At 45.2% G+C, this 12,703-nt stretch carries 10 protein-coding genes; 2 read left to right on the plus strand and 8 right to left on the minus strand.

Going from position 1 to position 12,703, the window contains the following annotated elements:
• Positions 1 to 175 precede the first annotated feature (175 nt).
• The 8 genes from ACP7AE_RS02270 to ACP7AE_RS02305 form a co-directional block, all read right to left on the minus strand.
• A complete protein-coding gene (locus ACP7AE_RS02270) occupies positions 176 to 1,183 on the minus strand; it encodes a D-alanine--D-alanine ligase (RefSeq protein ID WP_201540479.1) in 1,008 nt (335 codons plus the stop codon).
• A 26-nt stretch (positions 1,184 to 1,209) separates the two neighbouring features.
• Positions 1,210 to 2,649 carry a UDP-N-acetylmuramate--L-alanine ligase gene (gene murC / locus ACP7AE_RS02275; protein ID WP_426241207.1) on the minus strand — a complete coding sequence of 480 codons (1,440 nt, stop codon included), beginning with the start codon at positions 2,647 to 2,649 and terminating at the stop codon, positions 1,210 to 1,212.
• A gap of 82 nt (positions 2,650 to 2,731) precedes the next feature.
• Positions 2,732 to 3,817 carry an undecaprenyldiphospho-muramoylpentapeptide beta-N-acetylglucosaminyltransferase gene (murG, locus tag ACP7AE_RS02280; protein ID WP_426241208.1) on the minus strand — a complete coding sequence of 362 codons (1,086 nt, stop codon included), beginning with the start codon at positions 3,815 to 3,817 and terminating at the stop codon, positions 2,732 to 2,734.
• Positions 3,818 to 4,155: 338 nt separating this feature from the next.
• A complete protein-coding gene (gene gshB / locus ACP7AE_RS02285; protein WP_201540482.1) occupies positions 4,156 to 5,139 on the minus strand; it encodes a glutathione synthase in 984 nt (327 codons plus the stop codon).
• A 58-nt stretch (positions 5,140 to 5,197) separates the two neighbouring features.
• The gene (gene pyrE, locus ACP7AE_RS02290; protein WP_420825197.1) at positions 5,198 to 5,920 is read right to left on the minus strand and encodes an orotate phosphoribosyltransferase; all 723 of its coding nucleotides are present in this window, start codon (positions 5,918 to 5,920) and stop codon (positions 5,198 to 5,200) included.
• 61 nt (positions 5,921 to 5,981) lie between these two features.
• Positions 5,982 to 6,980 (minus strand): hypothetical protein, encoded by a 999-nt coding sequence (locus tag ACP7AE_RS02295; RefSeq protein ID WP_426241209.1) that lies wholly within the window; start codon positions 6,978 to 6,980, stop codon positions 5,982 to 5,984.
• 57 nt (positions 6,981 to 7,037) lie between these two features.
• Positions 7,038 to 7,889, minus strand: a complete 852-nt coding sequence (locus ACP7AE_RS02300) for an SDR family oxidoreductase (RefSeq protein WP_426241210.1) — start codon at positions 7,887 to 7,889, stop codon at positions 7,038 to 7,040.
• Between the two features lie 83 nt (positions 7,890 to 7,972).
• Positions 7,973 to 10,075 carry a DUF4105 domain-containing protein gene (locus ACP7AE_RS02305; RefSeq protein ID WP_426241211.1) on the minus strand — a complete coding sequence of 701 codons (2,103 nt, stop codon included), beginning with the start codon at positions 10,073 to 10,075 and terminating at the stop codon, positions 7,973 to 7,975.
• A gap of 232 nt (positions 10,076 to 10,307) precedes the next feature.
• On the opposite strand from ACP7AE_RS02305, the gene ampD reads away from it, so the two are divergent.
• Positions 10,308 to 10,895 carry a 1,6-anhydro-N-acetylmuramyl-L-alanine amidase AmpD gene (gene ampD, locus ACP7AE_RS02310; protein WP_426241212.1) on the plus strand — a complete coding sequence of 196 codons (588 nt, stop codon included), beginning with the start codon at positions 10,308 to 10,310 and terminating at the stop codon, positions 10,893 to 10,895.
• Between the two features lie 187 nt (positions 10,896 to 11,082).
• Positions 11,083 to 12,633: a murein biosynthesis integral membrane protein MurJ gene (murJ, locus tag ACP7AE_RS02315; RefSeq protein ID WP_426241213.1), complete on the plus strand. Its 1,551-nt coding sequence runs from the start codon at positions 11,083 to 11,085 to the stop codon at positions 12,631 to 12,633.
• Positions 12,634 to 12,703: the final 70 nt, after the last annotated feature.

Raw genomic sequence — 12,703 nt, forward strand, 5'->3', positions numbered from 1 at the left:
ATAAGAAAAATTTAACTCTAATCATTCATAAGTTTTATCACTGGTTTATTAAGACAGCTTATCAATGACAACTGCCTTAATAAATATCAATAGCATTATGAACAATACTAAAAAATGAGCAATGTTAAAAAGTAGCATTGCTAAATCACTGTTTAAGCAATAACTGCTATACCAGTCACTCTAATGTCTGCGCTAAAATATGCCAGCACAATGCATCAAAGTCCATACCTCGAGCCTTGGCTGCCATCGGAACCAAGCTATGGCTGGTCATGCCTGGCACTGTATTGATTTCAAGCAACCAGAAGTGACCTGCTTCATCTTGCATAGCATCGATGCGTCCCCAGCCTTTAGCATCAACGGCACGGAACGCTGAAAGGCTCAGATCTTGTAAATGCTTTTCGTCAGCAGCGCTCAGACCACAGGGAATGTAGTAGCTGGTATCATTACGATTGTACTTGGCTTCAAAATCGTAGAAGTTGGTAATATCAGCAGGTTCAAGACGAATGACTGGATAGGCTTCATCGTCGATAATGACGATTGTAAACTCGCGACCAGTAATCCAGCGCTCAGCCATAACTGCATCACCGCACTGTACCGCCGTTGCATAAGCCGCTGGCAACTCGTCAAGATTGTGGACCTTAGTCATACCAATACTCGAGCCTTCATGAACGGGCTTAATAATAAGTGGTAGACCTAGCATGTTGACCACTTGCTGCCAGTCAGTCTCAGCTGTTAACAATGAAAATGGCGCGGTTGCTAACCCACAACCTTGCCACAATTGCTTGGTACGAACCTTATCCATACCCAGCGCTGATGCCAGAATGCCTGAACCCGTCTGCGGAATATCAAACCATTGCAGCACACCTTGCAACAAACCATCCTCGCCGCCGCGACCATGCAACACATTGAACACGCGGTCATACTTGCGTAGCTCCGTGATGTCTTGATGCTTAGGGTCGAAATGAGTGGCATCAACGCCTTGGTTTTGTAGCGCCTGCAATACGGCAGCACCACTGTCTAACGACACGCTGCGTTCATTGCTACTGCCGCCATAGACAACCGCCACTTTACCAAACTGTCTGGCATCTTTTGCATCACTGGTCGTCGTGTTTAGAGTGGCATCATTGCTATCTAAATTATCTGAATTTTGAGTGCTGGTATTTTCTTTAGTATCAGTCGTCATGAAGATCGTTCCTAGAATTTTTTAGCTTACTTAATGTAAAGGTTATTGGCAGCCAAGTCGACAGCGATCTGCCCTACATTACCTGCACCTTGAGTAATGAGCATGTCATTGGCTTTTAATAAACGCTGCATGACAGGAGCTAAATTGTCCTTGTCAATAATCGTCGGTTCAACTTCACCGCGCAACCGAATACTGCGTGCCAATGACTTGGTATCAGCACCAGTAATTGGGCTTTCACCTGCTGAATATACGTCTAATAATAATAATTCATCAACGCTGGAGAGTACTTCGACAAAATCATCGAAGCAATCGCGGGTACGACTATAACGGTGCGGCTGAAACATCATTACTAAACGACGTTCAGGGAAGCTTTGACGTGCCGCTTTAATGGTGGCATCGACTTCTTTTGGGTGATGACCATAATCGTCAATCAATAAAACATTACCATCATCAAGACTGACAGAGGCATGCTGCTCAAAACGGCGACCAACGCCTTCAAATTTTTGCAGAGCGCGTTTGATCGCTTCGTCATCCACCCCTTCATCGGTCGCCATGGTGATAGCGGCAAGTGCGTTATAAACGTTGTGAGTACCAGGAATGTTGAGGGTCAAACGTAAAGGTTCACGGTCACGGCGCAGTACCGTGAAGTGAGTTTTCGTGCCTTCCGTCACCAAGTCGATGGCTTGAACGTCGTTAAAAGGCTCAAGTCCAAAGGTCAATACTGGACGACCTATATCATCAATCATGGCATACAATTCTGGGTCGTCACCGCAGACCACCGCCAAACCATAGAATGGCATGTTTTGTAAAAACTGGATATAAGCGGCTTTTAATTTATCAAAACTATTCTCATACGTTTCCATATGGTCTTGATCGATATTGGTGACAATCGCGGCCATCGGATGTAACGATAAAAATGACGCATCAGATTCATCAGCTTCTGCCACCAAGAAACGACTGCTACCCAGTGCAGCATTTTTACCAGATGCATTCAGCTTACCGCCGATCACATAGGTAGGATCGAGTTGCCCTTCTGCCATCATGGTAGTCAACAAACTGGTCGTCGTGGTTTTGCCATGAGCGCCAGCAACAGCGATACCGTGACGATAACGCATCAACTCGCCTAGCATATCGGCACGGCGTACCACTGGCAAACGTGCTTCTAATGCCGCTTTTACTTCAGGGTTGCTGCGATCAATTGCTGACGATACAACGATGACATCAGCATTGGCAATATTTTTGGAGTCATGACCGATCGCAATATCAATACCAATCTGCGCCAAACGTTTGGTCACTAAGCTCTCAGCAATATCAGAACCACTTACTTGATAACCTTGATTGTTCATCACCTCCGCGATACCGCACATCCCCGACCCACCAACACCGACAAAATGCAGATGCTGAATACGACGCATTTCTGGTATTTCAATCAAACGCTTAGGTAGAGCTTTCGCAGGGTTAGACATAGGGCTTCTCTTTATTAAAGGCTAATAAAATTTAGTGTATCAAAATAATTGGCAATAAAAACAGTCAGCTATACGAATTAGGCTACAGCGTTTGCCGGATAATATCAGCAACTTGCTTGCTCGCACTTCGATTAGCAAGGGCATGGCCTTTTTTGGCCATCGCTAGGCACTTCTCTCGATTAAGGGCAGCAAGCTCATTGCTCAAACGCTGTGCTGTCAACTCAGACTGCGGTAACAAAATCGCCGCATCGTGTGAGGTTAAAGTGCGGGCATTAGCAGTCTGATGGTCATCTACCGCATGCGGCAGCGGTACAAAAATTGCGGCAATACCAACGTTCTGGATTTCCGTAACCGTCAATGCGCCTGCTCGGCAAACAATAACATCTGCCCAATTATAAGCGGCGGCCATATCGTCGATAAAAGGCTGTACCACAAACTTGTGCATACTCAAGTCTTGCTCATCGTAAGCTGCTTGTGTGGCAGCCTCATTGTTACGCCCGCATTGATGACGCACTTCAAAAGGCTGATTGAGCAATGCCAGCGCTTTTGGCACAGTGTCGTTTAAGGCTTGTGCACCAAGTGAGCCACCCACGACCAACAATTTGAGCGGTGAGTTGTCATTAACATCATAACGCACCGTCGGTTCAGAGACACCAGTGATGGCATTGCGTACTGGGTTACCCACCGTTTCAAGCTTAGCATCCTGTGCACTATTGGCAAAGGTATCTTCAAATGCTTGCAGCACCTTGGTTGCAATCTTGGATAGGTAGCGATTACTCATGCCTGCAATGGCATTTTGTTCATGGATAATCAGAGGCGTATTGGTCAGACGTGCGGCGATACCGCCAGGCGCTGTCACATAACCACCAAAACCGACAACTATGTCAATTTGATTACTACGAATCACCTTTATAGCGGCCATCGTCGCTGACAATAAAGTCACTGGCAACTTCAATAAACGCCCGATTCCTTTACCGCGTAAACCCTGCATCTCAATCGCATGAAAAGGATAACCAGTCGGTGCCACCAAGCCATTTTCCATACCATTTGGCGTTCCTAGCCAATGAATAACCGCACCACGCTGAGTCAATTCCTCAGCCACTGCCAGCGCTGGGAACACATGCCCGCCAGTACCCGCGGCCATCATTAATATATGCGGTGCTTTCATGAACGCCTGCCTATCTTTTCTTTATTTATATGAAGGACTTATTATCCTATGATCATCTTAGTCATCAGCCAATAATGACCCTATAAAATCTCGCATAGTATAGTGTAAATCGTTGGCTGATATATAGCACTTTATGCACTGTCAATAACAAAAATCCAAGCCGCGAGCAATCACGACTTGGCTTTTATAAATACTATCGAAAAATCATAAAAGCATCGTTTATAAATGACGTTTTATCGCCTTTTTATGGGCTATTAAAAGATGCTGTTTATCAATCTATCTTAGCACACTGTTTTTTAAGTATTGTGCGCATAGCTTAGTGATAAATCACTCTATCCTTACAGCGTTGCGCAAACTGCTAATTTATTTTCAATGGCGATGATAAAGTCTGTCGCGATGTCCGTACCACATTGGTCGTCAATCTCACGAACACAGGTTGGGCTGGTGACATTAATCTCAGTAATACGACCACCGATTAAATCTAGCCCGACAAACATTAGACCTTTTTCTTTAACAATCGGTGCGACTACTTCTGCCACTTGACGTTCGATATCGGTGAGCGGCATCGCAACACCGCTACCACCCGCAGCAAGATTACCACGGGTTTCGCCTTTGGTAGGAATACGCGCCAAGCTATAATCGACCACTTCTCCATCGACGATCAACACGCGCTTATCACCTTCCTTAATCTCTGGCAAATAGCGCTGCGCCATAATGGGTAGTGTCTCAAGCTCAGTTAAAATCTCAAGCGTGACGCCAATATTTGGACTATCTGTGGTCAAACGGAAAATCCCCGTACCGCCCATACCATCTAATGGCTTAACAATGACGTCTTGCTGCTCAGCGATAAACTTGCGAATATGCGCCTGTTTACTGGTCACAATCGTTGGGCTCATATAATCGCTAAACCACGTGGCAAATAGCTTTTCATTACAATCACGTATCGCTTGTGGGTCATTGACCACTAGCACACCAGCCGCTTTGGCATGATCAAGCATATAAGTGGCATAAATAAAACGCATGTCAAACGGCGGATCTTTACGCATCAACACCACGTCATAGTCGCTGATTGGCGCTGTCGCTTTACCCCCTAATGTATAAAAATCTTTAGGATCGCGCTTGACGGTCACTGACTGCGTATCAACCATCAGTTGCCCACGATTCAACCACAAATCATGAATCTGACAATAGCCAAGGCTGTGCCCACGGTCTTGTGCCGACCACATCATCGCAAGGGTCGTGTCTTTTTTATAATTAACTTGCTCGATAGGATCCATAATAACGAGTATATTTAACGATTTTTTTTGATTTGCTTGGCTCATAATAAGGCTCACTTACGTTATATTATTAATATAGAAAAGCTTCGAACTCAGTGCCCAACTATACGCCGTACTGCGCGCGATAATGTTGCATCTTGGCAAGTTGGGTCGCATCTTTATGCTGACCGCTTTGTACGCCATGGTCATCTGCCAAATAACTGATTAAATCATCGATATCGACGAGTGCACGCACTGGTACCTCTAATGTCGACGCTAACTCTTGAATAGCAGAATGCTCAGCCTGCCCTTTTTCTTTACGGTCAAGGGCAACGATAATACCAGCAACGCTAGCGCCCGCTTGCTCTAAAATCTCAACCACTTCACGCATCGCCGTACCAGCGGTAATGACATCATCGAGTACCCAGACTGCTTTACCACTAACGTCAGCGCCTACTAAGTTGCCACCTTCGCCATGAGTTTTGGCTTCTTTACGATTATAGCCCCACTTGGCATTGATACCATGATGAATCCATAAAGCTTGCGCGGTTGCTGCCACAAAAGGAATACCCTTATACGCTGCCCCAAAGATCACCAGCTCCTGCTCATCTGTACCGTTATGACTAGCAGCCACTTGCTCAGCCAAGGCATCAGCATAACCACACGCGAGCAACGACAACATCTCACCCGATGCCAGCAAGCCTGCATTAAAAAAATACGGACTGATGCGACCAGACTTGAGGACAAACTCGCCAAATTTGAGAACTTGATTGTCTAAAGCCAGTTGGATAAATTGATGTGAGGAAAAAGAAGGGTGTTGCGCATTAGGCATTGAGGCATTAAGCATGGAAGCGTTCCTATTGACAAAAAGAAGAGCAAAAAATTGGCGTTATTGTACGCATTATTGATCAACTTGACCAACCATTGATGTCGTAATCCTGCATGTTAGGATAACGAGTCAATAGGCCACTACGCGACGATATATTAAAATAACACTGATCATCGGCACGTACTTGAATGTCCCAGCCTAAATGATACGCGGCAACAATAACATGTCCTGTGAAAATGCGTATTTGACGGTAGGCATGGCGCTGCGATGGCTCACAAATGATTTGACTCAGCAGATAACTGCGAATGTGCTGACAGATTTGCGCGGCGCTGTAGCGGTGATTGATACTTTTGCGTGTCTCGCACTGCCTCAATGCATGGACAGCGACGCTACACGCCATAATGTCAGTAGCCAAACTGCCCTCGCCTGTCTCAAATTGCTGCGGCTGCAACACTACCTGCCAATCTTCGGCATAAACACTATTGAGCAACTCATCTGGGTTATAACGTTTGGTCAATGCACGGAAAGAAGCCTGTTTGTTTTTAGCATTACTACTAACGCTCGTATCGGTACTTACAGAAGAGCCATTCAGTGCAAAACCGTAACGATGCAGTTTTGGATAAGCACGAAGCGCCTGCTGAATATCAGCCATGTCGAGCAAAGTCATACCATGTAATGATGATAATAATGGTTGCGTGCTGTGATTGTGATAAAAGCTGTCTGGAAAATCGACAAGCTCTGCTGCCCTCAGTAATGACAGATGCTCGCCCAATACTTCTGAAGCAATCAGCGCCCATTTTGACAAGCTGTGTTCTTTAGGCTGATAAAAACGCGCAGAGCGACCATAAAGTCGTTGCAATTGACCATTTAATCGCCTAGCAGGCTCTGGAATATCGCTCAAGGGTCTGGCAGGATCAAGTGCCAAGCGACTCGGGTCGAAATTAGGATGTACAATCGCAGGTTGGGTACTATCTGGCAAAATAGACGACTGCTCAGCATTGCCTTCTGAAATTGTACCGCCTGCTGCTGTAAGATCAGCACTGGGTAAATGAGTGTCAGAAGTAGAAGGCTGGGTCATGAAATCTCCATAAGCTATAAAATATAAAAACAATTCTAATTAAATCAAACTGGCATATTATTCTTGATGTTGTTCTTGATGGCGCAAAATATCACGGTAACCAACTTGCCAATCAGGATATGCCAACCAAGCTAATGGAATATTACTGTGCAAGCGTTTTCCCGTAACCGCTACTTTTTTATCGTCAAGAGCAGGAGGCGTTTCATTTATCTGCTGACTTAACCAGATACCCAACTCAAAAGTCGTGACTGGCGCATAATCAGTAGCAATATAAAGGGGCTTGGGCGCATCGATAGTCAGTACGTTAGCGATGATAACGACCAAATCGCGATCCATAATCCGATTGCTCCAATGCGCGGCTGCCACTGCTTCCTTTTGTGGCTCGCGGGCTTTACGCAAACGCATGAGACGCGCGCGTCCATAAATACCGCTTGGACGAATGATAATGGCTTTATCCCCAAAACCTTGTTGCAGGACTTGTTCTGCTTGCAATATCACCTGCGATGCTTCACGCTCTGGCGTCACAGGTGCAGTATTGTCATCAATCCATTCGCCATTATCTTGCCCATAAACACCCGTTGACGAAATAAAAACAATGCGTGAAAGGTTGGTGAGTTTGTCCGCAAGCGTTGCCAAATGCTGGCTAATTGCTAAGTAGCTATTATGATAGCCACTGGTCGAATAATCATCGGGGGTAACGATAATTGCTATCGCCGTAAAATCTCGCAGCTGCTCAGCCGTCAGAGTCAATGCATCGGCTTGCATAAATTCAGCGTGATCATCCAAAGAGTAATGATGGCGCTCACCACGAGCCAAACCTGTGACATTCAAGCCATCCTGTGCCAGCTGGTTGCTGACTGGCAAACCAATATCACCTTGACCAATAATCAATAAATTTTGCGTACTCATCATTTATCCTCTATTCGAACGCCATTTCTAATGACTGCCCATACATCTTTTCAATAATCTATACATCTTTTCAGTAATAAGTGTTAAAAATAGCGTCTGTACGACAGCTGTACGTCTTCATTAGCATCAACACGATCTTGCCAATCATAATTAGCATTAATGCGTAACGCTTGTTTTTTATCGATATCGTACTGCAGCCCTAATGTCGATATCGGCTGCCAATAATGACCACGGACATTAGACTCATCGCTGCTGCCATGATACCAATATGGCAGTTGCAATTCAGCCTGCGCGCGTAACTGATTGTTAATCTGATAACGACAGCCTGCATTGACGCCAGCACCAACGCGAAAGCCTTTATTGATACCGCGCCCTGCCTGCGCTGTGCCGGACAAAAAGGTATAGCATAGCTGCGGCGGCATCTCGCCTGTACCTGTGCGAGGCGTACCAAATGCCCATGACCAACCCGATTCATAGCCCAAGCTCCCAACTAAATGATCGCGACCGTCTTGCTGGGAGCCATCATTCACACGCATCGCCTCGATGCTAGCGCCCCACGTTTTGCCTTTTTTGGCAGAATTGACCGGATTAAATGACCGCCCACGAATCAATGTCACATTTTGCAAAACCACACTGTTTGGCTGATTGGCTTTGTCATTATCGGTGTCGTACAGGCGCAAAGTCGCAGATGCACCTTCTAAGTCAAAAAACTGTGGGAATCCTGAGGGACGATCGAGAATATCATGATAGCCCGCTCGTAAGCCCAAATCGATATAGTTATTATCACCGCGCTGCCCTAGTCCCATATGAGCCAGTTGCAGCGGATGTCTGTCTATTGGATTGTTATCTGATACTGCTATATTAGGCTGCAATAACGTCTGTCCATCGGCTGACATGCTCGAAACCGCATTGAGTTGGGCAGATTTAATCTCATTGATCGTCTGTTTTGCGCTGTTATGATAGCCGAATTGCTCGCGCTGCTCTTTGACCTTATTCAACTGCGCTTGGCGTAAAGTGCTATCAGCAGGGGTATAGTTGGTGCTGGCAAGTAAGCCCTCATCATCAAGTAATTGCACGACATCTGAGGGAATAACCGCATAAGGCAGCTGACTCAATAAGTGCTGCTGCGGACGCACCACATCAATTAAGCGTAAAATCTCAGACGCACAGTTATCTGTGGTGAAGTAATACGGCAATTTTAAATCTTTGGTTTCCCAAACGTGCAACATAATCTGTTGCACTTCCGCTGGAGTCAAATCCAATTGATACGTCCATGCATCACGCTCGTCTTCTTGCAGATATTTCGCCAGCTTCTCTGGATAAGGGTCAATTTCAATGAGATTGTCATAACCGCCGGTCATTGATTTGATGGCATACACCACAAAATTGTCTTTTGGATTACCACCAACCGTATAATTCAGCGCAACCGCGTGATGAATCTGGCTCGGATCAGCCACGCTCGCTTTTGAGTCGATACGCAATAAGGTATGAGCAAAGGCTGATAAAGGATTGTCTAAATACTCTTGGGCAAACATGATAGAGAGCTGCTCAGGGGCAATCTTCTGCATCCATTCATTCAATTCGGGACAGTCAACTTGTAGCGTCGTTTTATCAATGTTTAATGTATCGGTCAACCATTGTACGCGGGCTGGTAAACGGCATAATACCGAATTGTTGGCAGTATTTTTTTTGACAGTACGGTTATTCGTTGTCGCTATCTCATTAGCGAGGGCGACGAGTAACGCATCAAGCTCGGCATTCGAATCTTGCCGACCATGCTCACTTAAAAAAAAGTCAGCCTCATCAACCATGCTGGTGTCTTTTTTCTTACCAATCAAATTCTTTTGATCATCAAAGAAATATAATAAACGTCGCCATGTCGTATGTTGGGCTAAGTTTTGTGTTGCTACTTGCTCACGCCACTTGGCTAATAATTGCTCAACGTTGCTTTTTTCTAGCCCTTGGGTATCTTCTGGAGCATCATTATTTGGCGTATTACTAACGATTGCAGTAGCTTGTGGCGTAGTCGCTAATGCCTCTGTCGTTACTAATGATGCTGGGGTTGGCAAAAAAGCTTGCGTTTGTGCAGAGAGTAGCAATCCTGCAATAGCAAGTGGTAAACGCGCTCGTTGACTCATAGTAGTTAGGGTACAATCTACAGATAAAAAATTAGGCTTTAGAGACATGGGGTAAACCTCGCACGTTACTATTCATACGCCGATAGCGTGATTGATGGCTAGTTGATAATGCTGATTGAATCGTTCACTAAAATAACCTTAAAAGCCATATCATTGAAATATCTTAGTCAAAGTGGCTGTTATCAAGGTAGCTATTATCAGAATGGCTATTGATTGATAAAAATGGCTAGCAACCAGCGGTCAATACCCACTTATTAATATCATGATAAAAGAGAATATTATGTCCATAACACCAATAACGATTAACGATGGCAGATTATCTGCCGCCACATACCTTGCATCACCAAACTGCAATCTGCGACCAACAGATATGAGTATTGATACTATTGTTATTCATAATATCAGCCTACCGCCGAACGAGTTCGGAGCGTCTGATGCTGACGGCATTCATTACGTTAAAGCATTATTTACCAATCAGCTAGACTGGGCGGCGCATCCCTATTTTCAAACGATTAAAGGCGCGGAGGTTTCGGCTCACTTATTTATCGAGCGTGATGGCGCGATAACTCAGTTTGTTAATTTTAATGAGCGCGCGTGGCATGCTGGACGCTCTAGCTACTTGGGTCGCCCTGAATGTAATGATTATAGCATCGGTATTGAGCTTGAAGGGTCTGATTTTGTGTCCTTCACCGCCGCACAATATGAGGTACTTGCAAAAGTGGTCTGTGCCATTTATGCCGCCTACTCCAAAACTCGTCGTCATCTAACAGGTCATAGCGATATTGCCCCTGGGCGCAAAACAGATCCCGGCGATTATTTTGAATGGGCAAGATTGCGTGAGATGGTCGCCAACATTCTTAAGGGTTAAGTCGTATGGATAATTATTTTGTCAATCATGCTAGAAGCTCTATTAACTGTACGCATCATATTCCACATCCAATCCATTTATCTCGATTATGAAAATGCTATAATTCGTCAGCTTTTTGATAGCAGCAACTTAGTAAACAACCATCAGTAAACAACCTTCATTAAACAAATTAGCACAATAGGTTCTCATGGCAAAAAGTCGGTTATTTCGTTCAACCATGGTGGTCAGTAGTATGACCATGCTGTCTCGTATCTTAGGTCTGGTACGCGATGTCGTATTGTTAGGCGTCTTTGGCGCTGGTGGTCTGATGGATGCCTTTTTAGTCGCCTTCAAAATCCCAAACTTTTTGCGGCGTTTATTTGCAGAAGGCGCTTTTAGTCAAGCCTTTGTCCCTGTACTGTCCGAATACAAAGAAAAATATAGTTTGCAGCAGGTACAAATCTTAGTCAGTCGTACTTCAGGCGCTCTGTTGTTAATTTTGTCGATGCTTACTGTGGTTGTTATTTTAATGGCACCGTGGGTCGTGACTTTATTCGCGCCTGGTTTTGCGGATCAACCAGGTAAGTTTGCTATTACCGCTGAATTACTGCGTCTGACCTTTCCTTATTTGCTATTTATTTCTATGACCGCCTTTGCCAGTGGCATTTTACAAAGCTACGGACGCTTTGCTGCGCCTGCCTTTGCACCCGTGTTATTGAACCTATGTATGATTGGTGGCGCGCTAATTTTTGCCCCTATGTTCGATGTTCCTATCATGGCGCTAGGCTACGCGGTCGCTATCGCAGGATTGTTGCAATTCTTACTGCAGCTGCCGCAGCTATGGCAACAAAAGCTGCTGGTCGCACCCAAGGTTGACTTTCAGCATGAAGGCGTTCGCCGTATTTTAAAACTCATGCTGCCTGCCATCTTTGGGGTCTCTGTCACTCAGATTAATCTGCTGCTCAATACCATTTTTGCGTCATTGATGATTGGCGGCTCGGTTTCTTGGCTGTATGCCGCAGAGCGTATGAGTGAGCTGCCATTAGGCTTGATTGGCGTGGCAATCGGTACAGTCATTTTGCCCAGTTTATCGAAAAGCGAAGCCCAAAAAGATGATGTTAGCTTTAAAAAGACCATCGATTGGGCGGCACGCTTAATCATTTTAGTCGGTGTCCCTGCATCAGCAGCGTTGTTTATACTTGCCGATGTACTGATGCAAGCACTGTTTTTGCGCGGTGAGTTTACCTTACGCGATGCTCAGATGAGTTCTTTAGCACTACGTAGTATGGCTGGTGGTATTTTAGGCTTTATGCTTATTAAAATCTTTGCCCCTGCTTTTTTTGCTCGTCAAGATACCAGAACACCCGTAAAAATCGGTATCATTTCTGTCTTTGCCAACATGGTTTTTAGTGTCATTTTCATCGGTATATTTTATTTCTTAGAGATTCCGCTACATGGCGGCTTGGCCTTAGCAACCACGGGCGCGGCCTTTGTTAACGCAGGCTTATTATATTACTTCTTACATAAACGTGATATTTTCCGCTTTGGCAGCCATTGGAGAAAACTATTCACCCAGTTTGCGATTGCGACCAGCGCTATGATTGGCGTACTTTATGTCATGCTGCCTTACTTCCCTAGCGATGATGCGCAGTGGCGACGTATCGCCGCTTTGCTCATTATGTGTGCCGTGGGAGCACTGGTTTATGGCGTGGTATTACTAGCCACTGGTTTCCGTCCACGCCAGCTAAAGCATGGTTAAGCAGCTTCACTTACGAAACCAAAACAAGCTTAGTAAGAGAATGGATAGTGAATGACGCGGATAGTTGCCA

Source organism: Psychrobacter sp. TWP2-1-2, from assembly GCF_049896785.1.
Taxonomy (GTDB): domain Bacteria; phylum Pseudomonadota; class Gammaproteobacteria; order Pseudomonadales; family Moraxellaceae; genus Psychrobacter.

Bases quoted from the DNA above. Each gene is read 5' to 3' on its own strand.
- murC (WP_426241207.1), bottom strand. From the start codon at position 2,649: ATGTCTAACCCTGCGAAAGCTCTACCTAAGCGTTTGATTGAAATACCA.
- ACP7AE_RS02305 (WP_426241211.1), bottom strand. From the start codon at position 10,075: ATGTCTCTAAAGCCTAATTTTTTATCTGTAGATTGTACCCTAACTACT.
- ACP7AE_RS02270 (WP_201540479.1), bottom strand. From the start codon at position 1,183: ATGACGACTGATACTAAAGAAAATACCAGCACTCAAAATTCAGATAAT.
- murG (WP_426241208.1), bottom strand. From the start codon at position 3,817: ATGAAAGCACCGCATATATTAATGATGGCCGCGGGTACTGGCGGGCAT.
- ACP7AE_RS02295 (WP_426241209.1), bottom strand. From the start codon at position 6,980: ATGACCCAGCCTTCTACTTCTGACACTCATTTACCCAGTGCTGATCTT.
- murJ (WP_426241213.1), top strand. From the start codon at position 11,083: ATGGCAAAAAGTCGGTTATTTCGTTCAACCATGGTGGTCAGTAGTATG.
- gshB (WP_201540482.1), bottom strand. From the start codon at position 5,139: ATGAGCCAAGCAAATCAAAAAAAATCGTTAAATATACTCGTTATTATG.
- pyrE (WP_420825197.1), bottom strand. From the start codon at position 5,920: ATGCTTAATGCCTCAATGCCTAATGCGCAACACCCTTCTTTTTCCTCA.
- ACP7AE_RS02300 (WP_426241210.1), bottom strand. From the start codon at position 7,889: ATGAGTACGCAAAATTTATTGATTATTGGTCAAGGTGATATTGGTTTG.
- ampD (WP_426241212.1), top strand. From the start codon at position 10,308: ATGTCCATAACACCAATAACGATTAACGATGGCAGATTATCTGCCGCC.